The organism is Rhodoblastus acidophilus, assembly GCF_025961575.1.
In the GTDB taxonomy this organism is placed as follows: Bacteria; Pseudomonadota; Alphaproteobacteria; order Rhizobiales; family Beijerinckiaceae; genus Rhodoblastus; species Rhodoblastus acidophilus_C.
On the sequence record NZ_JAOQNX010000017.1, the window covers coordinates 57218 to 79511 of the forward strand.

The 22294-nt window shown below is 64.6% G+C and carries 27 protein-coding genes and 1 tRNA gene; 24 read left to right on the forward strand and 4 right to left on the reverse strand.

The annotated features are described in order from the left end of the window. Positions 1–67: 67 nt before the first annotated feature. Positions 68–505: a hypothetical protein gene (locus tag M2320_RS13170; protein WP_184425296.1), complete on the forward strand. Its 438-nt coding sequence runs from the start codon at positions 68–70 to the stop codon at positions 503–505. Between the two features lie 9 nt (positions 506–514). Here the strand turns inward: M2320_RS13170 and M2320_RS13175 are convergent, their stop codons facing one another. After that, positions 515–1318, reverse strand: a complete 804-nt coding sequence (locus tag M2320_RS13175) for an NAD-dependent protein deacetylase (RefSeq protein WP_264597675.1) — start codon at positions 1316–1318, stop codon at positions 515–517. A gap of 111 nt (positions 1319–1429) precedes the next feature. On the opposite strand from M2320_RS13175, the gene nrdR reads away from it, so the two are divergent. Genes nrdR through M2320_RS13190 form a run of 3 tightly spaced genes read left to right on the forward strand, consistent with a single transcriptional unit; the run spans position 1430 to position 3621 of the window. Beyond that, the gene (nrdR, locus tag M2320_RS13180; protein ID WP_184425300.1) at positions 1430–1903 is read left to right on the forward strand and encodes a transcriptional regulator NrdR; all 474 of its coding nucleotides are present in this window, start codon (positions 1430–1432) and stop codon (positions 1901–1903) included. Continuing rightward, a complete protein-coding gene (gene ribD, locus M2320_RS13185; RefSeq protein ID WP_264597676.1) occupies positions 1900–3003 on the forward strand; it encodes a bifunctional diaminohydroxyphosphoribosylaminopyrimidine deaminase/5-amino-6-(5-phosphoribosylamino)uracil reductase RibD in 1104 nt (367 codons plus the stop codon). Before nrdR ends, ribD begins: the two co-directional genes overlap by 4 nt. Continuing rightward, positions 3004–3621 carry a riboflavin synthase gene (locus M2320_RS13190; RefSeq protein WP_264597677.1) on the forward strand — a complete coding sequence of 206 codons (618 nt, stop codon included), beginning with the start codon at positions 3004–3006 and terminating at the stop codon, positions 3619–3621. Between the two features lie 5 nt (positions 3622–3626). Here the strand turns inward: M2320_RS13190 and M2320_RS13195 are convergent, their stop codons facing one another. After that, positions 3627–4241, reverse strand: coding sequence for a DUF2239 family protein (locus tag M2320_RS13195; RefSeq protein ID WP_264597678.1), 615 nt, complete (start codon positions 4239–4241; stop codon positions 3627–3629). A 116-nt stretch (positions 4242–4357) separates the two neighbouring features. Between M2320_RS13195 and M2320_RS13200 the strand changes: the two genes are divergently transcribed. After that, positions 4358–4693 (forward strand): GIY-YIG nuclease family protein, encoded by a 336-nt coding sequence (locus M2320_RS13200; RefSeq protein ID WP_264597679.1) that lies wholly within the window; start codon positions 4358–4360, stop codon positions 4691–4693. A 45-nt stretch (positions 4694–4738) separates the two neighbouring features. Here M2320_RS13200 and M2320_RS13205 read toward each other — a convergent pair whose 3' ends face one another. Continuing rightward, positions 4739–5440 (reverse strand): YidB family protein, encoded by a 702-nt coding sequence (locus tag M2320_RS13205; RefSeq protein ID WP_264597680.1) that lies wholly within the window; start codon positions 5438–5440, stop codon positions 4739–4741. A 156-nt stretch (positions 5441–5596) separates the two neighbouring features. On the opposite strand from M2320_RS13205, the gene M2320_RS13210 reads away from it, so the two are divergent. The 5 genes from M2320_RS13210 to M2320_RS13230 all read left to right on the forward strand — a co-directional run bounded on the left by M2320_RS13210 (position 5597) and on the right by M2320_RS13230 (position 10323). Next, positions 5597–5857, forward strand: a complete 261-nt coding sequence (locus M2320_RS13210) for a GlsB/YeaQ/YmgE family stress response membrane protein (RefSeq protein ID WP_184425311.1) — start codon at positions 5597–5599, stop codon at positions 5855–5857. 69 nt (positions 5858–5926) lie between these two features. Then, the gene (gene ribH, locus M2320_RS13215; RefSeq protein ID WP_264597681.1) at positions 5927–6409 is read left to right on the forward strand and encodes a 6,7-dimethyl-8-ribityllumazine synthase; all 483 of its coding nucleotides are present in this window, start codon (positions 5927–5929) and stop codon (positions 6407–6409) included. Positions 6410–6413: 4 nt separating this feature from the next. Beyond that, positions 6414–6869 carry a transcription antitermination factor NusB gene (nusB, locus tag M2320_RS13220; protein ID WP_184425315.1) on the forward strand — a complete coding sequence of 152 codons (456 nt, stop codon included), beginning with the start codon at positions 6414–6416 and terminating at the stop codon, positions 6867–6869. Positions 6870–6956: 87 nt separating this feature from the next. Next, positions 6957–7919, forward strand: a complete 963-nt coding sequence (gene thiL, locus M2320_RS13225) for a thiamine-phosphate kinase (protein WP_264597682.1) — start codon at positions 6957–6959, stop codon at positions 7917–7919. A 274-nt stretch (positions 7920–8193) separates the two neighbouring features. Beyond that, positions 8194–10323: a sodium-translocating pyrophosphatase gene (locus M2320_RS13230; RefSeq protein ID WP_264597683.1), complete on the forward strand. Its 2130-nt coding sequence runs from the start codon at positions 8194–8196 to the stop codon at positions 10321–10323. 272 nt (positions 10324–10595) lie between these two features. Here M2320_RS13230 and M2320_RS13235 read toward each other — a convergent pair whose 3' ends face one another. Next, positions 10596–11078: an outer membrane protein assembly factor BamE gene (locus M2320_RS13235; RefSeq protein WP_264597684.1), complete on the reverse strand. Its 483-nt coding sequence runs from the start codon at positions 11076–11078 to the stop codon at positions 10596–10598. Between the two features lie 115 nt (positions 11079–11193). On the opposite strand from M2320_RS13235, the gene M2320_RS13240 reads away from it, so the two are divergent. The 14 genes from M2320_RS13240 to M2320_RS13305 all read left to right on the forward strand — a co-directional run bounded on the left by M2320_RS13240 (position 11194) and on the right by M2320_RS13305 (position 22066). Then, a complete protein-coding gene (locus M2320_RS13240) occupies positions 11194–11712 on the forward strand; it encodes a ubiquinol-cytochrome C chaperone family protein (RefSeq protein WP_264597685.1) in 519 nt (172 codons plus the stop codon). Between the two features lie 51 nt (positions 11713–11763). Then, positions 11764–12321 (forward strand): YceD family protein, encoded by a 558-nt coding sequence (locus M2320_RS13245; RefSeq protein ID WP_264597686.1) that lies wholly within the window; start codon positions 11764–11766, stop codon positions 12319–12321. A 150-nt stretch (positions 12322–12471) separates the two neighbouring features. Then, a complete protein-coding gene (gene plsX / locus M2320_RS13250; protein WP_264597687.1) occupies positions 12472–13557 on the forward strand; it encodes a phosphate acyltransferase PlsX in 1086 nt (361 codons plus the stop codon). Position 13558: 1 nt separating this feature from the next. Continuing rightward, positions 13559–14572 carry a beta-ketoacyl-ACP synthase III gene (locus M2320_RS13255; RefSeq protein ID WP_264597688.1) on the forward strand — a complete coding sequence of 338 codons (1014 nt, stop codon included), beginning with the start codon at positions 13559–13561 and terminating at the stop codon, positions 14570–14572. Positions 14573–14792: 220 nt separating this feature from the next. After that, positions 14793–15152, forward strand: a complete 360-nt coding sequence (locus tag M2320_RS13260; protein ID WP_264597689.1) for an integration host factor subunit alpha — start codon at positions 14793–14795, stop codon at positions 15150–15152. Positions 15153–15301: 149 nt separating this feature from the next. Further along, complete coding sequence (locus tag M2320_RS13265) at positions 15302–15799, forward strand: MerR family transcriptional regulator (protein WP_264597690.1); 498 nt, start codon at positions 15302–15304, stop codon at positions 15797–15799. Positions 15800–15858: 59 nt separating this feature from the next. Next, positions 15859–15936, forward strand: a tRNA-Pro gene (locus M2320_RS13270). Positions 15937–17427: 1491 nt separating this feature from the next. After that, entirely contained in the window at positions 17428–17730 is a 303-nt protein-coding gene (locus tag M2320_RS13275) for a hypothetical protein (RefSeq protein WP_264597691.1), read from the forward strand. A 9-nt stretch (positions 17731–17739) separates the two neighbouring features. Continuing rightward, positions 17740–18222 (forward strand): hypothetical protein, encoded by a 483-nt coding sequence (locus tag M2320_RS13280; protein WP_264597692.1) that lies wholly within the window; start codon positions 17740–17742, stop codon positions 18220–18222. Further along, positions 18219–18464 (forward strand): hypothetical protein, encoded by a 246-nt coding sequence (locus M2320_RS13285; RefSeq protein ID WP_264597693.1) that lies wholly within the window; start codon positions 18219–18221, stop codon positions 18462–18464. Before M2320_RS13280 ends, M2320_RS13285 begins: the two co-directional genes overlap by 4 nt. 42 nt (positions 18465–18506) lie before the next feature. After that, complete coding sequence (locus M2320_RS13290; protein ID WP_264597694.1) at positions 18507–18713, forward strand: hypothetical protein; 207 nt, start codon at positions 18507–18509, stop codon at positions 18711–18713. A 47-nt stretch (positions 18714–18760) separates the two neighbouring features. After that, on the forward strand, positions 18761–20950 hold the full coding sequence (locus M2320_RS13295) for an AAA family ATPase (RefSeq protein ID WP_264597695.1): 2190 nt from the start codon (positions 18761–18763) through the stop codon (positions 20948–20950). A 323-nt stretch (positions 20951–21273) separates the two neighbouring features. Continuing rightward, positions 21274–21465 (forward strand): hypothetical protein, encoded by a 192-nt coding sequence (locus M2320_RS13300; protein ID WP_264597696.1) that lies wholly within the window; start codon positions 21274–21276, stop codon positions 21463–21465. After that, entirely contained in the window at positions 21455–22066 is a 612-nt protein-coding gene (locus M2320_RS13305) for a hypothetical protein (protein WP_264597697.1), read from the forward strand. Before M2320_RS13300 ends, M2320_RS13305 begins: the two co-directional genes overlap by 11 nt. Positions 22067–22294 lie beyond the last annotated feature (228 nt).

Below are 22294 nucleotides of genomic sequence, written 5' to 3' on the forward strand. Positions count from 1 at the left end.
TTAAGCGGGGACAGGATCGCATTGCGCGCAATGCGTTCCTGTTCCCTGCTTCTTCCCGGAGCGCGCCATGTCCACAGAGTCGCAATTGCGCGAAAAGCTCCGCAAGATCGAGGCGCTGTTCGCCGGCGCGGGGACGCCGGGAGAACGGCTCGCCGCGGAAGCCGCGCTTGAGCGGGTCAGGGCGCGCCTGGCCGAGTTTGGCCGACAGGATCCGCCGATCGAGATGCAATTCTCGATTCCCGACCAATGGTCGCGCCATCTGTTCGTCGCCCTGGCGCGGCGCTACGGGCTCAAACCCTACCGGCTGAAGCGACAGCGGCGCACGACGCTGATGATCCGGGTCCCCAAGAATTTCGTCAATCAGGTGTTGTGGCCGGAGTTCAACGAACTCAACCGGGCGCTGCAGAGCTATCTGCACGAGGTGACCTTGCGCGTCATCCGCGACGAAATCCATGCCGACGCCAGCGAGGCGCAAGAGGTCGCCGACGCCCTGCCGGCGAGTTGACGGTAGCCATCACAGCAGCAACGACAGAGCCGCCGCGCAATCCGCCTCGACTTTCAAGGTCAGCAGCGCGTCGGCCCGGGTGCGGCCGAGATTGACCGCCGCGCAGGGTTTTCCCAGGCGCGCCGCCTCCTCGACAAACCGAAACCCGGAATAGACCATCAGCGACGAACCGACCACCAGCACGGCGTCGGCGGCGCGCACGGCGGCATAGGCCGCCTCCACCCGCTCGCGCGGAACGCTTTCGCCGAAAAACACCACATCCGGCTTTTGCACGCCGCCGCAGGCGGGGCAGGGCGGGACGATGAAGCTGGAAAAATCGGCGTTCAGATCGGCGTCGCCGTCGGGCGCGCCCGCCGCCTCCAGCGCCGCGAAATCCGGGTTGAGCCGCGCCAGCTCGCCTTGAAATTTCTCGCGAGAGTCCCGGGCGCCGCAGCCCATGCAACGCAAAGCGTCGATCCGCCCATGCAAGTCCAGCACGTTGGCGCTGCCCGCGGCCTGGTGCAGCCCGTCGACATTCTGCGTCACCAGCAAAGCGATTTTTCCCCGCGCCTCCAGCGCCGCCAGCGCGCGGTGCGAAACATTCGGCGCGGCGCCGGCGATTTTGGGCCAGCCGACCATGCTGCGCGCCCAATAGCGCTGCCGCACCGCCTCCGACCCCATGAAAGCCGAAAAATTGACCGGCGGATCGCGCTTCCACGCGCCAAAACCGTCGCGATAATCGGGAATGCCCGAGCCCGTGCTGCATCCCGCGCCGGTCAGCACGAACAGGCGGTCGTGCGCGTCAAAAAAATCCCGCAGCCCTGGAATGATCATACGCGCACTCTACATGTTGTGGGCGTTCTTGTCCTGTACTCGCAAAAATGCACAATGGCGCCGCTTTCGAATTGCGCCAGCGATTCGCGTCGAGTTTGTTCGGGAGGTGAAATGCGCTGTCCCTTTTGCGGTGGTCTGGACACGCAGGTCAAGGATTCGCGCCCGACCGACGATTCCGGCGCCATCCGCCGCCGCCGCGTCTGCCCCGATTGCGCCGGCCGTTTCACCACTTTTGAACGCGTGCAGCTGCGCGAACTTACGGTGGTGAAGAAAACCGGGCGCCGCGCCCCGTTCGACCGCGAAAAACTCGCGCGCTCGGTGCAGATCGCGCTGCGCAAGCGTCCCGTGGATTCCGAGCGGGTCGATCGCATGATCAATGGCCTCGTGCGGCAGCTGGAAAGTTCGGGCGAAGCGGAAGTCGCCTCCGACACGATCGGCGAACTGGTGATGCAGGGCCTGAAAAACCTCGACGAGGTCGCTTATGTGCGCTTCGCCTCGGTCTATCGCAATTTCCGCGAGGCGCGCGATTTCGGGCCATTGCTCGACGAGTTCGCCGAGGACGGCAAGAAGGCGGAGCAGGGATGAGCGTTTCGCCGGACGATCTCCGTTTTATGCGCGCAGCCTTGGCGATTGGCGCGCGCGAGCTTGGCGCGACCTCGCCCAACCCGGCCGTGGGCGCGCTGGTGGTCAGGGATGGCGTGGTGCTCGGCCGCGGCTGGACCCAAGCCGGCGGTCGGCCGCACGCCGAGCCCATGGCTTTGGCCCAGGCGGGAGAAGCCGCGCGCGGCGCCACGCTCTATGTCACGCTGGAGCCCTGCGCCCATCACGGCAAGACTCCGCCCTGCGCCGAGGCTGTGATCGCCGCCGGCATTGCCCGCGTCGTCGGCGGGCTCACCGATCCCGACCCGCGCACGGCGGGGCAGGGGTTTTCGAAACTGCGCGCCGCCGGGATCGAAGTCGAGACCGAGGTGCTGGCGCGGGAGTGCCGTCGCGCCCATCGCGGCCACATCCTGCGCGTCACCGAACATCGCCCCATGGTGACCCTGAAAATCGCGCACACGCCCGACGGTTTCGCCGCCGGCGCCGAGCACGACCGCCGCCTCGCCATCACCGGCCTCGCCGCCAATCTGCGCACCCATGTTTTGCGCGCCCAGCACGATGCGATCATGGTCGGGGTCGGCACCATTTTGGGTGACGATCCCTTGATGACCGTGCGCCTGCCGGGCGTGATCAGGCCATTGCTGCGCATCGTCCTCGACGCCCGCTGCGAGCTGCCGCCGCGCTCGCGTTTCGCCGCCACCGCCGTCGAGGCGCCAACGCTGGTCTTCTGTGGGGCGCAGGCCGATCCGGAGCGCCGCGGCGCGCTGGAAAAACTCGGGATCGAGACGGTCGAGCGCCCGCTGGTCGACGGCCGGATCGACCTGCGCGCCGCCCTCGAATTTTTGGCTGGGCGCGGCCTGACCCGGGTGTTTTCCGAGGGGGGCCCACGCGTCGGCGCCAACCTGATCGCGCAGGGCCTGGCCGACGAGGTTCTCCTCTTCACCGGAGAGCGGCCGCTCGGCCGACACGGGGTCGAGGCGCTCGACGAAAACGCGCGACACAAGCTCGCGGACCCCGCCTGTTACCAACTTTTGGCCCAGGGCTTGCTGGGCGCCGACAGCTACACCCATTATGAGAGAGTCTAAATGTTCACGGGCCTGATCACCGACGTCGGAACGCTTCTGAATGTGGAGGAGCGCGGCGGCCTGAAGCGCCTGAAGCTGGCGTCGTCCTATCCGGCGGACAGCCTGGTCCTCGGCGCCTCGGTCGCCCATAATGGCGTGTGCATGACCCTGGTCGGCTTCGGCCCGCAGGGCGAGGGCGGCGAAGGTTCTTGGCACGAGGTCGACGCCGCCGCCGAAACCCTGGCCGTGACCACGGCGGGCGAATGGAAGGTCGGCGACCGCATCAATCTGGAGCGGGCGCTGCGCATCGGCGACGAGCTCGGCGGCCACATGGTCTCGGGCCACGTCGATGGCGTGGCGACCATTGTCTCGCGAAAAGATTTCGACGGCATGGCCCATTTCGAGATCGAGGCGCCCAAAACCTTGGCCAAGTTCATCGCGGAAAAAGGCTCGGTCGCGCTCGACGGAACCTCGCTGACGGTGAACAAGGTCTCGGGAACGGTTTTTACGATCCTGCTGATCCCGCACACGCTGGAAAAGACCAATTTTGGCACGCGCAAGGCGGGCGACCGCATCAATATCGAGGTCGACACCATGGCCCGTTACGCCGCGCGGCTCGCCGAGGCGGCGGCGGAATAGTCGTGTTATGGCGACGGGGGCGCGTCCCCCGCGCCGAACGCCAGCGCCATGATGTGCGCGCGAATATCCTCGGGCCAATCGGCGATGTCTTGCGCCAGTTTTAGCCGATCCCCGGCGAACAGCGCTCGCGTCGCCTCCTCATAGCCGGGCCGGTCCCCGGCGATCGCCAGCATGAAACGGTAAGCGGCTTCCTGGGCGGCGCGCCTGCGCTGCCCCGCTTCGCCTTTGCGCCGCGCGTCATCCACCAGTCGCCGCAGCACGGCGGAGGCGCCGCCCGGTTGCGTAGACAGCCACTCCCATTGCCGCGGCAGCAGCGTCACTTCGCGCGCGACCACGCCCAGTTTCGGCCGCCCCCGGCCTCTCGCGCCATCCTGCGGCTCCGACTCAGCCGCCTCGGCTTCCTCCTCCGGCGGGGACAAACGCCCGAGAACCTCGGCCTCGGAGCCGCGCAGGTCCAGATCGATCACCCGCCCCGTCGCGTCGTCGAAGACCAGGATCGTGTGCGACGACTCCACTTCGCTCGCCGCCTTGACGGCCAGGGCGACCTCGCCCAACGGGCCGGAAAACAGCCGTTTTTCGCCGGCGAAGGCCGTGCTCGGATTGGTGGAAGATATTGACATGCTGCGAAGCCCAGGTTGAGGCAAAATATTACCCGGATAAAAATATTGCGTCAATATCACCCGTATAATAATAAGCGTCGGGATGCGGATGGGCCGCAGCGCAACGGAGATTGGCGATGAAGGGAGAGGCGCGCAAAGCGGCGACGGCGGCCTATAAGGAACGCAAGGTCGCGAGCGGGGTGTTCGCCGTGCGCTGCGCGGCGTCGGGCGAGGTCTGGGTCGGCCAATGGGTCGATCTCGCGACGATCCAGAACCGGCTCTGGTTCGCGCTGCGCCGCGACTCCCATCCGAGACGGGATTTGCTCGAGGCCTGGCGCAGCCATGGCGAAGCGCAGTTCTCCTTCGAGGTGCTGGAGACGCTCGATGAGGACGAGTCGCCCTATATCGGCGCCGCGAAGCTCAAGGAGCGCGCGACGCATTGGCGGGAGACGCTGAAGGCGAAACCGATCTGAACTTTTCGCGCATGCCCGGATTTGCGGCCGGGCATGCGATGCGCGTCAGCCCTGCGGCAGCCGGCCGCCGGGGGTCAGCTTGTCGACCAGCGTCGGCAGCGCCTGCGCCAGCAATTGCGACATTTGCTCCGGGCTGATGCCCGCCTGCGCCGCGATTTCGGCGATCTTGCCCTGTCCCAGCACGCTGTTGATCTGGTCGGGCGAAATCGGCTGGTTCTGGCCCGTGCCGACCCAGCTGTTGACCTGATCCGCATGGCCGGCGCCGCGGAACTGGTTGAGCAGCATGTCGAGGCCGCCGGAGACGGCGGTGCCCGCCGCCGCGCCGGCGATCACGCCGCCGAGCGGGCTGTTGGACAGGCTGTTGATGATGCCGCCGACAATACCGCCGCCGCCGAGGAACCCGCCGCCGCCCTGCTGCGGCGCCGGCTGTTGCCCAGGGTACTGCTGCGAGCCCGGGTATTGCGAGCCCGGATATGGCTGCGCGCCGGGATATTGCTGTTGCCCGCCCGGATATTGCGTCGGCTGCTGCCCGCCGCCCAGAGCGTTGCTGATTGCGGAGCCGATATTGTCGAGAAAGCCGCCGCCGCCCTGCGCGGGAGGAAGCGTGGGATTGGCCGGGTCGACCGGCGCGTCCTTCTTGCCGCCGAACAGGTGGCCGAGCAGCAGCGCGCCCGCCGCGATCATCAGCGGCTTGACGTAATTGTTGTCCGGAACCGCTTCGTTGACGGCGTCTTCGAGATTGCTCATCGCATCCTCCGGGAGGGTCAGCCGCCGAGGCGACGGCTCACATTATTTTGCCCCGCCCCCGGCGGCGCGCAAGTGACAATCCGCTTTTCTTGAGGGGGCGGCGGGTATCTAATCCTCGAGTTTCGCGTTTAGGTGATTTCTAAGGGAGGCGTGACCATGGGAATTATCAGCTGGATCGTCCTTGGCCTGATCGCCGGCTTCATCGCCAGCAAGCTGGTCAACCACACGGGTTCGGGCATGTTGATGGACATCGTCCTCGGCATCGTCGGCGCGGTGGTCGGCGGCTACATCGCCACGGCGCTGGGCATGGGCGGGGTGAGCGGGTTCAACTTGTACTCCATCATCATCGCGGCGCTCGGCGCCGTCGTGGTGCTGCTCGTCTATCAGGCGGTGACCGGCTCGCGCCGGACATACTAGCCGCGTTAAACGGTTGCGCGCCGGCGCGGCCCGCTCTATTCACTCGGACCCGAACAAAAGGAAGGTCCGATGGCGGAGCCGAGCCGCGCCCCGGAAACGGCGAAACCCGTTGACGGCGCGCATTTTCTCATCATTGAAGCCCGTTTCTACGACGCCATCGGCGAATTGCTGCTCGCCGGCGCGACCCAGGCTTTGGAAGCGTCGGACGCGCGCCATACGGTGTTCCGCGCGCCCGGCGCTCTGGAAATCCCGGCGGCCGCCGCCATCCTGCTCGACGCGGCGGAAAAGTCCGGCGCGCCCTATGCCGGCGTGATCGCGCTCGGCTGCGTCATTCGCGGCGAGACCTATCATTTCGAGATCGTCGCCGGCGAGAGCGCCCGCGCGCTGATGGACCTTTCGGTCGCCCGCAAAATCCCGCTCGGCAACGGCATTTTGACCACGGAAAACGAGGCGCAGGCGTTTGAGCGCGCCGATCCGGCGCGACTGGACAAGGGCGGCGACGCCGCGCGCGCGGCCCTCGCCATGTATCGCTTGAAGAGAGAGGCGCGCTAAGAAAATGGCCGCAGAAAATCGCTCCGCCGCCCGCCTCAACGCCTGCCAGGCCCTCTATCAGATGGAAGTGGCCGGCAAGGGTTTGAAGGAAATTCTGGCCGAGTTCGAGGTCTACTGGATCGGCGCCGAAGTCGAGGGCGACCAGTACAAGCCGGCGGAAATCGCCTTCTTCCGCTCGATCGTCTCGGGCGTGCTGGAAAACCAGGTGGCCATCGACCGCGCCGTCGACAAGATTTTGGCCGACGGCTGGCCGCTGCGCCGCATCGAGGCGCTGTTGCGCGCGATTCTCCGGGCGGGCGCGTTCGAATTGATGAAGCGCGGCGACGTGCCCGCGCGCGTGGCGATCAAGGAATATGTCGATGTCGCCGGCGCCTTTTTCGAGCGCGAGGAGGCCGGCATGGTCAACGCGGTCCTCGACGCGCTGGCGCGCAAGGCGCGCGCCGACGAATTTTCGGCGTAAGCTGCTCTTTCCCTAGCCCTCATCCTGAGGAGCCGCTGAAGGCGGCGTCTCGAAGGACGAGGGCGGTCCACGGGCCTTCGTCGCGCCATGAACGAGTCCGACCTCATCGCCCGCTATTTCGCCTCGCTTGCGGGGCCGGCGGGCCTCGGCCTGACCGATGACGCCGCCTGCCTGACGCCGCCGCCCGGCTGCGACCTCGTCCTCACCGCCGACGCCCTGGTCGCGGACACGCATTTCTTCGCCGACGACCCGCCGGACGCCATCGCCGCCAAGGCGCTGGGGGTCAATCTCTCCGACCTCGCCGCCAAGGGTGCGGACCCGCTCGGCTACCTGCTGTCGCTGGCCCTGCCGCCTGGCTGGACCGAGTCGTTTCTGGACGAATTTTCGCGGGGCTTAAGCGAGTCGGCCAAGGCCGCCGGCATCGCCCTGCTGGGCGGCGACACCGTCAAAACCTCGGGGCCGCTCACTTTGTCGATCACGGCGCTGGGCGCCGTCCCCCATGGAAAAATGATCCGCCGCTCCGGCGCGCAAAAAGGCGATCTGCTCTATGTCACCGGAACCATCGGCGACGCCGCGCTGGGCCTAACATTGCGCCGCGCCGAACGGGAGGGCGCGCCGCTTCCGCCCTGGGCGAACGCGCTGATCGACCGCTACCTGCGCCCGCGTCCGCGACTCGCTTTGACGCCAGCCCTGCGGGCCTGCGCAAGCGCCGCCATGGACGTTTCCGATGGCCTGATCGGCGATCTGCGCGCCATGATGCGGGCGAGCGGCGCCGCCGCCCAGGTCGATCTCGCCAAAATCCCGCTCTCCGCTTCGGCGCAGGCCGCGCGCGCCGCGGACGCGCGCGTCTTCGACACGATCCTCACCGGCGGCGACGATTACGAAATCCTCTGCTCCGTCCCGCCCGGGCTTGCGCAAAAATTCGAGTCGCTCGCAGAGACTGCGCAGCTCACCGTCACAAGCATCGGCGCGGTCGCGGATCGCGAAATTTTGGCCGGCCCCGACGGCCTTCCCCAAACCTTCGAACGCGACCGTTTCAGCCACGTCTGAAGCCTGAGCCCGCTGCGTCCAATCGCCGCATTTTCCCGGAAACCCGCACTAAAACTGCGCCGCGGCGGGCGTTTCAAGGCTTTGGCGCGAAAAGATTGATCTCGGTCAATCGATCCCAACTTTATACCAATGAGGCGGCTCCACAGCCCCGATTGCTCCCCCCGCGCCTTTGTGGAACATTCTGCGCCGAACCGTGAGCACTAAACGGAATCCGATCCGCGAGGACCGGAGCGATCCGGTTTTTTCATAAGCGGTCGAGCGAGGGGTAGGGAGTATGACAATCTGGCTGGTTATAGCGTGTGGCCTGATGTCGGTGGTCTACGGGGCCGTCACCATCAAGAGCCTGATGGCGGCCAACGCCGGCAACGCGCGCATGCAGGAAATTTCCGGCGCCGTGGCTGAAGGCGCGCAGGCTTATCTCAAGCGGCAATACATCACCATCGGCATCGTCGGCGTCGCCATCTTCATCGCCCTGTTCTTCCTGCTCGGCGCCAAGACGGCCGTCGGCTTCCTGATCGGCGCCATCCTGTCCGGCGCGGCCGGCTTTATCGGCATGAACGTGTCGGTCCGCGCCAATGTGCGCACCGCGCAGGCCGCGACGATCTCGCTGGCGGGCGGCCTCGACATCGCCTTCAAGGCGGGCGCGGTCACCGGCCTGCTGGTCGCGGGTCTCGCTTTGCTCGGCGTCGCCAGCTATTTCTATGTCCTCACCAGCCAGCTCGGCCTGGGTTTCGCCGATCGTGAAACCATCGACTCGCTCGTCGCCCTGGGCTTCGGCGCCTCGCTGATCTCGATCTTCGCCCGTCTCGGCGGCGGCATCTTCACCAAGGGCGCCGACGTCGGCGCGGACCTCGTCGGCAAGGTCGAGGCCGGCATTCCGGAAGACGACCCACGCAACCCCGCCACGATCGCGGACAATGTCGGCGACAATGTCGGCGACTGCGCCGGCATGGCGGCCGACCTGTTCGAGACCTATGCGGTGACGGTGGTCGCCACAATGGTGCTCGGCGCCATTTTCTTCGCCGGCAAGGCGACGCTTGAAGCCTCGATGCTCTATCCGCTGGCGATTTGCGGAACCTGCATCATCACCTCGATCGCCGGCGCTTATTTCGTCAAGCTCGGCTCCGACAATTCGATCATGGGCGCGCTCTACAAGGGCCTGATCGCCACTGGCGCGCTGTCCGTGGTCGGCCTGGGCCTGGCGACGCAGATCACCACCGGCTGGGGCTCGATCGGCCAGGTCGCCGGCCAGGACATCACCGGCCTCAACCTGTTCCTGTGCGGCCTGATCGGCCTCGCGGTGACCGGCGCCATCGTCTACATCACCGAATATTACACCGGCACGGGCAAGCGCCCGGTGGTGTCGATCGCGCAAGCCTCGGTCACCGGCCACGGCACCAACGTCATCCAGGGCCTCGCGGTCTCGCTGGAATCGACGGCTCTGCCGGCCCTGGTGATCGTGTTCGGCATCATCGCCACCTACCAGCTCGCCGGCCTGTTCGGCACGGCGATCGCGGTCACCACCATGCTCGGCCTCGCCGGCATGATCGTGGCGCTCGACGCTTTCGGTCCGGTGACCGACAATGCCGGCGGCATCGCGGAAATGGCGGGCCTGCCCAAGGAAGTGCGCCAGTCCACCGACGCGCTCGACGCGGTCGGCAACACCACCAAGGCGGTGACCAAGGGCTACGCCATCGGCTCCGCGGGTCTCGGCGCGCTGGTCCTGTTCGCCGCCTACACCAACGACTTGAACGCGTTCACCGCGCAGGGCCTGCCCTATTTCAAGGGCATGGGCCAGGTGTCCTTCGATCTGTCCAACCCCTATGTGGTGGCGGGCCTGATCTTCGGCGGCCTGATTCCCTACCTGTTCGGCGGCATCGCCATGACGGCCGTCGGCCGCGCGGCGGGCTCGGTGGTCGAGGAAGTGCGTCGCCAGTTCAAGGAAAAGCCCGGCATCATGGACGGCACGGAGCGCCCGGATTACGGCCGCGCCGTGGACATGCTGACCAAGGCGGCGATCAAGGAAATGATCATTCCCTCGCTGCTCCCGGTGCTGTCGCCGCTGGTCGTGTATTTCGGCGTGCTCGCGATCTCCGGCTCCAAGGCTTCCGCCTTCGCGGCTTTGGGCGCCTCGCTGCTGGGCGTGATCGTCAACGGCCTGTTCGTCGCGATCTCGATGACCTCGGGCGGCGGCGCCTGGGACAACGCCAAGAAGAGCTTTGAAGACGGATTCGTCGACAAGGACGGCGTGCGTCACCTCAAGGGTTCGGAAGCCCACAAGGCGTCCGTCACCGGCGACACCGTCGGCGACCCCTACAAGGACACCGCCGGCCCGGCGGTGAATCCCGCGATCAAGATCACCAACATCGTGGCCCTGCTGCTGCTGGCGATTCTGGCGCACTGAGCCTGATCGACAGGTCTGAAGATAGAAGGCCGGGCGAAAAGCCCGGCCTTTTTCGTTGCAAGGGTTCGCGGACGGAAAGAAAGTAGCCCACACCCTGAGGAGCCTGCGAAGCAGCGCTGAGCTTGCCGAAGCGTCGAAGGGCGGGGGGGCACGGGTTTTTCAGCAGCCCGCCAAAGGAAGAAAACGCTGCAAAATAAAAAACCCGCTCGGTGAAAAGGTTTCACCGAACGGGCTGCAAAAATCGGGCGCGGCCGCAGCCGCGCGGGGCTTTCTCAGAACATCTGGTACTTCAGGCCCGAGATCTGCTTGAGCATGCCCTGCAGCAGGCGGTTCTCGCCGCCGCCGGCGACCGTCTGGCGCGAGGTCATGTCGATGACGCGGCCGTCTTCCAGGCCGTAATTGGCGATTCGGGTGACGCGCTTGTTCTTGTCGAAATAAACGGCGTAGACGCGCTGGTTGGTGACCTTGGCGGGCATGGCCGGGATCGGCTGTTCGACTCTCTGGCTGATGTAATACCAGGCGTCGCCGCCGACCGTCGACGTCGTCGTCGGCGTGCCGAGCAGGGCGAGCACCTGTTCGGCGGGCGCGCCGACCTTGACTTGCGCCAGGGTCTGGTCGTCGAAGACGTAGCCGCGGGTGATCGTGCCCTGGTCCAGCGTCGAGCAGCCGGACAGAAGGCTCAGCGCCAACAGGGCGGGAGCAAGCCCCTTCAGGGCGCGGCTCCGTCCAACACGTCCATTGGCGATCGACTTCATTCCTGAATCTCCGGAAAATCCGCGAAAGGCTCTTGCGCTCAAGCGTTCACACGCCTAACCCCCACGCGGGGCAAAAGCAAGGCGTGGCCGCGCGCCAATTCAAGGATAGCGCCGAATGATTTTCGGATTCTTTCGCAAGAAACCCTTCAGGGACGAAGCGGCTGCGCTGGCCGGCGCCATTACGGCGCAATCGCGGCGGCCCGCGTTTTTTCTGCCGCCCTATGGCGCCCCGGACACATTCGAGGGCCGGTTCGAGGTGATGGTCCTCAACGCCGGCCTGGTGCTGCGCCGCCTGTCTCTGGCGGAAGCGCCGGGGCCGGAGCTCGCCCAGGCGACCTCCGACGCGGTTTTTTCGCTGTTTGACGACGCGTTGCGGGAAAAAGGCATTTCGGACACCGGCGTCCCCAAGCGGATGAAAAAGCTCGCCGGCGCCTTTTCCGGGCGCGGCGCCGCCTATGTACAGGCGGCGGAGCAGGGCGATGCGCCGCTGGCCGAGGCGCTGGCGCGCAACATTCTGTCGGGGCAGGGGGAGGGGACGGCCTTCGCCGCCTATTTCCGCCGCGCCGAAGCCGCGCTCGCCGAGGTCCCGGTCGAAACTTTTCTGCGCGGCGAGGCGCCTTTTTCCGCGCCCTGAGTTCAAACGCCGCGGACACGCGAACATCCGCAACGCGAGATTGGAGCCGTCATGGAAGAATATGCGTCGCCGTTTTCCCGCACCGTCGCCGTCGACAGCGTCGGCGAGGGCGGATCGAACGTGCGTTTCTCCGCGACTCCGGAGGAGTGCCAAAAGCTCGCTGAGCTCGACGAGCTCGTCGGCCTGCGCGACCTGACCGTCGAGGCGCAACTGATCCGCCGGGGCCGCGAGGGCCTTTTCGCGCGAGGGCGCGTCACGGCCGTCGTCACACAAACCTGCGTGGTCACGCTGGACCCGTTCGAGACGCAGGTCGACGAACCCTTTGAAATCGCCTTCGCGCCGGAGGCCGAGGCCAAGGCGGCTTACGAGCGCGCCATGGCCGAACTGGAGGCCGCGACCGACAAGGCGCGCCTGCTCGCGGAGCAGGCGGATCCGCCGGACCCGATCATCGACGGCAAGGTCGATCTGGGCGCGCTGGCCTGCGAATTCCTCGCGCTAGGCCTCGATCCCTATCCGCGCAAGCCGGGCGTCGCTTTCGACGGCCATGTCGAGGACGACGAACCCGCGCCTTCGCCCTTCGCCGCGCTGTCGAAAATCAAGAAGGACTGAGGCGGCGACGCCCCTGCGGCAATCTGGAGCGTGTTGGGGCTTGCCAAGAGCGCCGCAAAAGCTATTGTCGCGCGCTTCCAAAGGCCAAGCGTGGCGTGAAAACAAGGGCCAGGGCCGACGGCCGGTTGAAAAGGTTGGGATTCTTTTGCGATGGTTGAGCCTGTTCGGATCGCGCTCGACGCCATGGGCGGCGATTTCGGCCCCTCGGTAGTGATTCCCGGCGCGGCGCAGTTCCTCGACCGCAAGCCGGATTCTGTTTTCATCATCTATGGCGACACCGAGAAGATCGCCGAACACCTGAACGCCTTCCCGAAACTGCGCGCGGCGAGCAAGGTGATCCACTCCAGCGTCTCCGTGGGCATGGCCGACAAGCCGAGCCAGGCGCTGCGCGCGGGCCGCCGGGTCTCCTCCATGTGGATGGCGATCGAGGCGGTCAAATCAGGCGCGGCCCATTGCGCCGTCTCCGCCGGCAATACCGGCGCGCTGATGGCCATGTCGAAAGTCTGCCTGCGCACCATGGCGCAGATCGAGCGCCCGGCGCTGGCGGCGATCTGGCCGACCCTGCGCGGCCGCTCCATCGTTCTCGATGTCGGCGCCACCATTGGCGCGGACGCCCAGCATTATGTCGATCTCTCCATGATGGGCGCGGCCATGGCCCGCGCCTTGTTCGACATCGAGCGCCCGACCGTCGGTCTGCTCAATGTCGGCGTCGAGGAGGTCAAGGGCATCGAGGAGGTCAAGACCGCCTCGCGCCTGCTGCAACAGATCGATTCGCCGCTGTTCAGCTACCACGGTTTTGTTGAGGGCGACGACATCGGCCGGGGAACCTCGGATGTCGTGGTCACCGAGGGTTTTACGGGCAATATCGCGCTGAAGACGGCGGAAGGCACGGCCCGGCAGATCACCGCCTATCTGCGCGAGAGCCTGACGCGCTCGCTGATCAACAAGATCGGCGCCTTCATCGCGCGCGGCGCCTTTCGCGAGTTGAAGACGCGGCTGACGCCGCGCGAGACCAGCGGCGCCGTGCTGCTCGGCCTCGACGGCGTGGTCATCAAGGGCCATGGCGGCATCGACGCCAACGGTTTTTCCGGCGCGATCGAAATCGCCCACGGCATGGTGCGCCGCGCTTTGCTGCAAAAAATTCGGGACATGATGGCGCTGGCGGAAGAGCAGGTCGACGGCCAGACCGTCGCGGCCGCGGCCCCGTCGGAGCGCCCGCTAGCAACAGGACAATAAAGTGAGCGGAGTTTCTCGCCTGCGCGCGGTGGTCAAGGGTGTGGGTTCGGCGCTGCCGAAACGCTGCGTGACCAACAAGGAGCTGGAATCCACCGTCGACACCAGCGACGAATGGATCGTCCAGCGCACCGGCATCAGGCAGCGCTATATCGCGGGGGATGACGAAACCACCTCCACCCTGGGAATCGCGGCAGCCCGGGTCGCGCTCGACCGCGCCGGCCTGACGCCGGACGACATCGACCTCGTCGTCTGCGCCACCTCGACGCCCGACTACACCTTTCCCTCCACCGCGACCATGATCCAGGCGGGTCTGGGAATCACAAAAGGCGTCGCCTTCGACCTCCAGGCGGTCTGCGCCGGTTTTGTTTTCGCCGTGACCACGGCCGAAAAGTTTTTGGCCTCCGGTTCGCACAAGCGGGCTTTGGTGATCGGCGCCGAAACCTTTTCGCGCATTCTCGACTGGGAGGACCGCACCACCTGCGTGCTGTTCGGCGACGGCGCCGGCGCGATCGTGCTTGAGGCGCAAGATCAGTCGGAGCTGGCGCAGCCCGAGCAGGGGCAAGGCGACAATCTTCCGCGCGGACTTCTGGCGTCCTGCCTGCGCTCCGACGGCAAGCACCGGGCCAAGCTTTTTGTGGACGGAGGCCCCTCCACCACCAAGACGGTCGGCTTCCTGCGCATGGAAGGCAAGGAAGTGTTCAAATTCGCCGTCGGGCAGGTCACGGACGTGATGGCCGAGACGTTTGCGGCCTGCGGAATCACCGCCAAGGATCTCGACTGGTTCGTTCCGCACCAGGCCAACCGGCGCATTATCGACGCCTCGGCCCAAAAGTTCGGGATACCTCCGGAAAAGGTGGTGACCACCGTGCAGGATCACGGCAACACCTCCGCAGCGTCCATCCCGCTCGCCCTCGCCGTGGCCTGTGAGGACGGCCGGATCAAGCCCGGCGATCTCGTGATGATCGAGGCGATTGGCGGCGGCTTTACTTGGGGCGCCGCGATCCTGCGTTGGTAGAGCCCGATTTTTGGGCGCAAGAGCATTGAAAAACCGTCATTTTACGGCTTTTGCGGATACGCGGTCGCCTTGACAAGCCGCGTATCCGGCCTAGACTTACCGCTAAGTCGCAACCAATAAAGTTTTGTTTCTTCCTCAGGTTGCGAATGTGTGGCTCGCTCGGCTCCTGCCGAGGTTGAGCCAAGTTAAATAATCGTCATTTGTTTTATGGGGTGAGGCGATGTCCTCAAATGCTCTTTCAGTTGAAACGCGGCCCGCCACTTCTTCTACGGTAACTCTGCCGGAGAAGCACACGGTTACGCGTTCTGACCTCGCCGAGGCGCTGTTTCGCCGCATCGGTCTTTCGCGGATGGAATCCGCGCAACTCGTTGAAATGGTCATCTCGGAGATCAGCGACGCCATCGCCCGGGGTGAAAACGTCAAGCTTTCGAGTTTCGGCACTTTCCTGCAACGCGACAAGCGCGAACGGATCGGCCGCAACCCCAAGACCGGCGTGGAGGCGCGCATCACGCCGCGGCGCGTGCTGGTGTTCCGCGCCTCGCACATTATGCGCGCCCGGATGAACGGCGAAACCGACTGAGTCGCGCCGCGCCAGCCGGCGGCGCCTCGTCGTCGGCTGAATTTTGTGTAAAGTCTCCTCGACAGGTCATCTCCTCTGTCTCTGGGAAGAGGCGCGGCCCGAGGGCGGCGCTCTCGCCCGAGAGCTGATGCGCGTTCGAGGGAAAGCAGATGGACAAGACCACCGAAGCCTTTCGCACCATTGGCGAAGTGGCCGAAGAGCTTGATCTCCCCCAGCATGTCCTGCGGTTCTGGGAAACCAAGTTCACCGCGATTCGCCCGGTCAAGCGGGCGGGCGGGCGGCGCTATTACCGTCCCGACGACATTGCGCTGGTGGCTGCGATTCGCGTCCTGCTCTACAGCGAGGGCTATACGATCAAGGGGGTGCAGCGCATCCTCAAGGAGCAGGGGATTCGCGCGGTGCTCGCGGCCTCGGCCGCGCCGCGCGGGGCGACGCCGCTGGCGACGGGGCTCGCCCTGCGGGCGTCGACAGATGCTGCGCTTGCAGGGACCGATACGCCTGCGCCGGCGTCAGACGCAGGGCTCGTCGCGCGTTTGTCCAAGCCGGCCGCGCTTGCGAGCGGCGTGACGAGCCTGTCGATGCAGGATCGCCACCGGCTGGAGGCGATCCTGGCGGAACTGACGGAATGCGCGCGTCTTCTGGCGTGATGTTTTTTTCAACAGCCGCGTTGCCAGGACGAAAAGGCTTCTCTATAAGGCGACACAGTCGGAGTGTAGCGCAGTCCGGTTAGCGCACTAGTCTGGGGGACTAGGGGTCGTGGGTTCGAATCCCGCCACTCCGACCATTAAAACCCAAGGAAACCAAGGGTTTAGCAAAGAGCGGCGGATAGTTCCCGCCGCTCTTTTCGTTTCTGGGTTCGGAAATGGGACACAGGTAGCCGGGCCGCCCCTGCGAATCCTCACGAATCGTCGTTGGTCCCAAAGCACCATCAGGCGCTCTTGACCACCGATTCCCCGCTCTGTTACGTTCACGCCCGATCGATGCCACTGAAAACTGGCAGCCGACCAATCCCGCATAGGCCACCGCGCGCCCATGGGGACGGCGAGGAAGTAGGGGACAGGTTGCTGGTCGGGATTTGAAGGACCGACTGGACGCGCTGGACGAATTGGACGGTCAGCGCTGCAAACCGGCGACAGCCAGCGGGTTCAGGGCAGCGCAGAGAAAGCCCCCGCAATCACCTTCGCAACTGACGGGCGCATTGCGCCTGCTTGCGAGGTGAGGCAATGGCCGCTGAAAATCGAAATCCCCAATCTGAGCTTGTTCATGGTCGCCGCCCTATGGTGCGCCGTAGGGACCTTGCCGCGTTCTTGAAGGCAAGTCTGCCTACCGTCGATCGATGGCTTGCAGAAGGCTACCTACCGCCGCCCACCGTGAGGTTTGGCAACACGCCGCTATGGTCGCCGAGCATCTTGGACGACATCGCGGAAGGACGTCTGGGGCAAAGGCGCAGGCGTTCACCGGACGACGTGGCGTTGTCGTGACACGCAGCAAATCCATGGACAGCCCTCGGCGAAAGCCGGGGGCTTTCTTTTTGTCCAGGACGTCACACGTTGCAACGTTCAATGGTCTAAGTAACGCAACGTCGTTATGTCGTATTTGTGAAAATAGTACATACGAACATACGTCGTTTTGGCGCTTATAGTCGCATTATGACATTATAGGCCATGCATACAACTCAGGATGCACTTGACTTATATTTTAAAATATGCGCTGATGCCCCTATCGGGCGATTTGCCCCGAAATTTAGCCAAGCACGGCCACACCTGCCGCAGAACCCCATTTCTGCGAACGGCGAAGCTTTGCCCGAATGCGCTGCAATCATCGTGAATAGGGCGACCCGCTAGGCAAAACCTAGCTTGAGGGGAAGGGGCGGGGAGCGGTCCGCTTATAGCAAAAAGAACCGCCTAGCTGAGTGTTAGCGCACAGCTAGACTTGCGCGAGGACTGCCGACGACGGCTATGCGCGCTTCAGTATGAACAGAGAATTGGCGCGAAGTTTCATCGCGACGCGCCGTTTGGCAATTTTCAACGCCATAATTTTTGAGGAATAGACGAATGAACCGCTACGCGTCAGCGGCAGAAGCCGCTTCAATCACCTACCCCGACACAACCGGCGACGCTAAGACCGTCGCTTTTTCGTTGCCGCCAACGGACGTCTGCCGCCCGGCTTTGCACATTGGCGAGCCGTCTTTGCTCAGGCGCGCAGTTCAGTCCCCCGCGCCGTCTTAAGAACGTACCACTTAGCATACGGCGACTGGCTGGACGTCGCGGAGGCCGTGGAACGCAAGCTGAACCCGGCGACGCAGAGCGGTTACATCCCGTTCGGCTGGACGCCTACCGCGAACGCCGAGCCCACGCAGCCAAAGCGCTTGCCCGTCGATCCGATCACCCGAAAGATCGCCACCCTTGAAGCCGCTGCCGAAGCTGAGCGCCGCCAGCAGGCCGCCGAAATGCACGCCGCATTGACCGGGGCACCGCGCGACACGCCGCAAGCAAATTCTGTCGACGCGAAGCCTGCTGTGAACGTCACTGAGACGCCCGCCGAAACTGCCGACCCCAAGCCGCCAAAGAAAAAGTGAAGCCGCCACATGTCGAATCTACTGATAGCCTCTGACGGCGACCTGCTACCGCTTGCCAGCGTGCGCCGCATCGCTGAACGCCCGACGCGGCAAGGATATGAGACACGCGCCACGCTCGCCGATGGCCGCGAAAAGCTCCTGAGCTACGAAACAACGGACGAAGCGCTTTTGGCGACCGCGCCGGTTGTGCCCGCGCAGGACGACCATGTCGTGATCGTCGCGAGCGACCGCAGCGAAGGGCCTCGGGCCTGCGTCGGCGTGTCGATTCATCCCGTCGTCGGTTGGCGTGTCTATCGCGGCGGCGCGGTTCCAATCTGTGCGGGCTTCGATCCGACTGAGGAGCCCCACGCGCTGTTGGTGTCCGCATTTGGAGTTTGCCAAGCGGTCCGCCTGGATAACTCCAAATTTTACGAGAGCACGTGGGCTTGGCTTGACCAAGTGCTTGACGATTTCCAGCGCGACATTGACGCCGATCGAAAGGCGATCGCATGAGCGCGGTGCAACCCGATTGGGAAAATATGAGCGAGGCCCAAGCGCTAAAGGTAATTGCCGACTGTCAGCGAGAGGCAGCGGAAATTTTCCGGCAAATGCCGACATGCGAGCTGCTTCCATGGATCGATGACGAATCGTTCGGCCATCTCGTTGAGCAGGAGATAGAGCGCCGCCGAGCGCTTCGCCTCGCCGGCTGCAAGATCGATCCGCGATGCGCGGGTCCTGATGACGTTTTGAATTGAGCCGGCACCTGCCGGCTTTTTCTTTCCCGAGGACAAACATACATGAGCGAATTTATCGACAACGCGTCCGCGTTGACGGCCGAGCATTTCCGGGATGCTCTGGCCGAGATCGAACGGCAATTCGGGCGCGGCTACGCGCTGAAAAACCCCGCATTGGTTGGGCAATACCTCGGCGTACTGTCCGCGAACATCGCCGCCGAGACGCGACGCAGGCGGCAGGATGAACAGGCCCGCATGGGGCAGCGATAAACATACACACGCGAGTTTTTTGAATGGCCCCGAACCCGAAGCCCGTAATGGCTGAAACCTCTGGCGAGACGAAAGCTCGCCAGTCCCATAATCGCAAGCTGGCCCTGCGCCTTGTAAGCGCTGGCCTCGCGATCTTTCCGGCTGTGAACAAAAACCCGATCGCGAAACGCTTCCAGCACCTCGACACGGCTATGACAGCGTCAGAGATCGCCGAGGCCGCCGCCGAGTTCCGCGACAACTATGGGCGTGAACCCGCATATGTTGGCTCAACCAAAAACCCCGCCATTGTCCGCAAGCTCTGGAGCGAATACCCGGACGCCGTGCCCGCCATTTGCGGCGGCCCGAATGGCTTGCTTATTCTCGATGTCGATTTCGGCAATGGCAAAGACGGGCCGCGCAAACTGGCGGCTTGGCTGAACGACCAAGGGCAAGAGTTGCCGAAAGGCTCGCCGGTCACGGCGACCCAATCGGGCGGACTGCATGTCTTCTTTCGCGACCCTGACGGCATGGGCAACCACGAAGGCGTTTTCGCCGACCTCGACACGAACGTTCGCGGCAGGGGCGGCTATGTCATTGCGCCGGGGGCTTGGCGTGAGGACGGCAAGCGGTACTCCGCCGCGCCCAAAGCGCCCGATCTGGCAAGCGCCTTCGCATCCGGTTCAATTCCGGCTTTGCCTGCGTTCATTCGCGAGGCGATCCAGACGCGGACGCGCCCCATTGAGGTGAGCGACGCCGACGCCGCGCGCCTCACCCTCGACAACATGCCGGAATGGGATGCCGTCCGCGCGAAGTTTGACCTCGACGGGCTGGCCGATCGAAACGCGAAAATGCGTGCGATCCTCAGGTTTGACGATGCGCTGGACGATGCGCCGGATTTCTCGGCGAACCGCATCAAGCTCGCGACGCGACTTGCGGGCGATCATGGCGACGCCTTCACATTTGAGGATTGGGCCGCGATCGCTGAGAATTGCGAGGGGACCGGCCATTACGTCGAAAAACTCTCATCTGAAAAAGTGCCCGGCGAGTTCGATCTTCGGGCGTTGCGCCGCGAGTTCATGAAAGCAAAGGCCGCAACGAAGCAACCGGACGGGCTAGCGTTCGGCGTTGTGGAATTATCAGCCGAGGAAATGGGCGAACGCCCCCATGTCGCGAACGACAACGCGAAGGAACCGGAGAAGGCAGAGAAGCCGAAAATAAAGAGCTTTTCGCAGTTCCGGGCTGAATATGTCCCGCAATCCTTCGTTGCCGAGCCGGCGATCGTCGCCGCCTATCTCTACACACTGACTGCGCGCACCGGGCACGGCAAGACGCTGTTCTTGTCGTCTCTCGCAATCGCAGTCGCCACGGGGCGGCGGGATATCCTGGGGATGGAAGTCAGGCAAGGAAAGGTGCTCTATTTCAGCTTTGAAAATCCCGAAGACTTTCGTGTGAAGCTCTGCGCCGCCGCCGTCGCCCACAACGCGGACGTTGCCGCGCTGGACGCCAACTTGCACATTGTCTCAGTCAAGACCGCACCGGAGTTGATGCGCAAGCTCGCGAAGGCGGCGGCGAAGCCCTGGCGACTCGTCATCGTCGACACTTTGCAGGCCGGTTTCGACGGCAAGGACGCCAACGACAATATGGAGGCTCTGGCTTATTTGCGACGCCTTCGCCCGCTTTGTGCGACCGAAGGCCGCCCCGCTGTTGTCGTGGCGGCGCATCCGGTCAAGAACGCCTCGAAAGACAATCTACTGCCCTACGGGGCGGGCTCAGTCGCGAACGAGGCGGACGGCAACTTGACGCTTTGGAAGGACGACAGCGCGCGGATCACTACGCTTCACTGGCAGGGAAAGCTGAGGGGGTTCGACTTCGACCCCATGGCCTTTGCAATCGCGCCCGTGACGATCAGCGACATGCTGGACGACAAGGGCCGCCCGTTGGTCATGCCTGCCGCCAAGCCTGTTTCGTCGGATGATGCTGCAACAGCCCTGGAGAAAGCCGAGGCGCAGACTACCAGCCGGCGCGAGCGCATCTTGCGCGCCGCGCTTTCCGATCCTAGCGGATCAATCCAGAAATGGAGCGAGGCCACGGGGATAAACAAGGGCTCCATCCATCGCGATCTTGAGCGGATGGCGCAGGAAAAATTGGTCGAAAAGATCGGTTCGCGCTGGACGGTCACGGCAAGGGGAAAGCGCATCGCGGTCGCTTCTGAAGCGACCGAGCCGAGCGCCGGTTTCACCGCAGTTGATGACGACTGACGACCTTTTGACCCCAATTTCTGCCGTTGCACCCTTGCTGAGAAAAGGGGGGGTGCAACGGGTGGGTGCAACGGCCCGTTGCAGGTGCAACGCCGATGTGGCGCAACGCCTAGAAAACAGCCCCGTTGCACTGCAACGTTGCGCCTGCAACGGGACTGCTTGGAGGGGGTGCCGTTGCACCCTCTCCAAGTCCTTGGACTATGAGCGCAACGCAACGGCGCTTTTTGTTCAGCCGTCCAGCGCAGCCAAAAGCCCAAATGGGCAGAGCAGATCAAAACCACGCCCCGCCGCCAGAGCGGGCGCTATCCTATGGAGCGAACGCCATGAGCCCGACGAACCGTCTCGCCGCCGCGCAGGCGATCAATCCCGATGTCGCGCAAGCCCTCGCCGATCGCGCCGAACACTTGCGACAGCTCGGCGGGCGCGAACAGGAGATCAACGCCGAGTTCGAACAGCGGTCATTGGTCGCCGAGTTGCACCGCCGCCAGATGGGAGGCGCGAGCGATGGCCGTTGAGATAAGTGTTACACTCGACGCCAAAGAGTTCATCGAGCGAATGGAGCTTGCCGCGCGCGAGACGGTAAACGGCCTTCGTCGCGCAGTCGACAAGACAGCCCGGCAGGCGCGCAAGCAGGCAATCGCGAAAATGGCAATCGACATCGGCGTCGCGCCCTCGAAATTCAGAGACGCGACGCCGCTTGTTAAGCCGTCGACGCAAGGAAACATAAGTGCGAGCTGGACGGTCAACAAAGCGAAGATCGGCGCGCTCAATATCGGCACGTTCTCCCCCGGCCCGTCGTGGAATCGAGGAAGCTTCGCGGGTTCGACCTATCGCCTCACGGGCGGCGGTTCGGCAAGCCTAGCGATCGGAAAGGCTTTCATCCTCGAAGCCAACGGCGGACGTGCGTTGATGATACGCACCGGCAGCGGGCGAAAGGCTGTGAAGGCCATTTATGGCGAGACCCCAGCGACCGCGATGGGGCAAGATGGGGCAGCGCCGCGCCGCTCTTGGAAGTTCGCGGCGGAGATGATGCTTCGCCCGCAAGTCGAAATAGAGCTGCAACGGGCGCTCGACGGACAGCGGGGCGCAAACCCAGACAATCTCCCGCGCGACTAGCCAAGCAGAAAGCCTTGCTAGGCCGGCGCGACAGATGGGGCGGCTAGGGCTGTAGCGCGGCTGTCCTGAGCGCCGCCTAGGGCCAAACTATCAGCCCTAGCGCCTGTGCGCCTGGGCACGCGCCGCACCCCGCCCGCCGCCTGCCTGGAGGGTGCGCGGGTCCTTCCGGCAATGCTGAAAAACGCAGTGCGGCGCGCTGCCGCGTTTTCTTTACTGAAAACGTTGGTT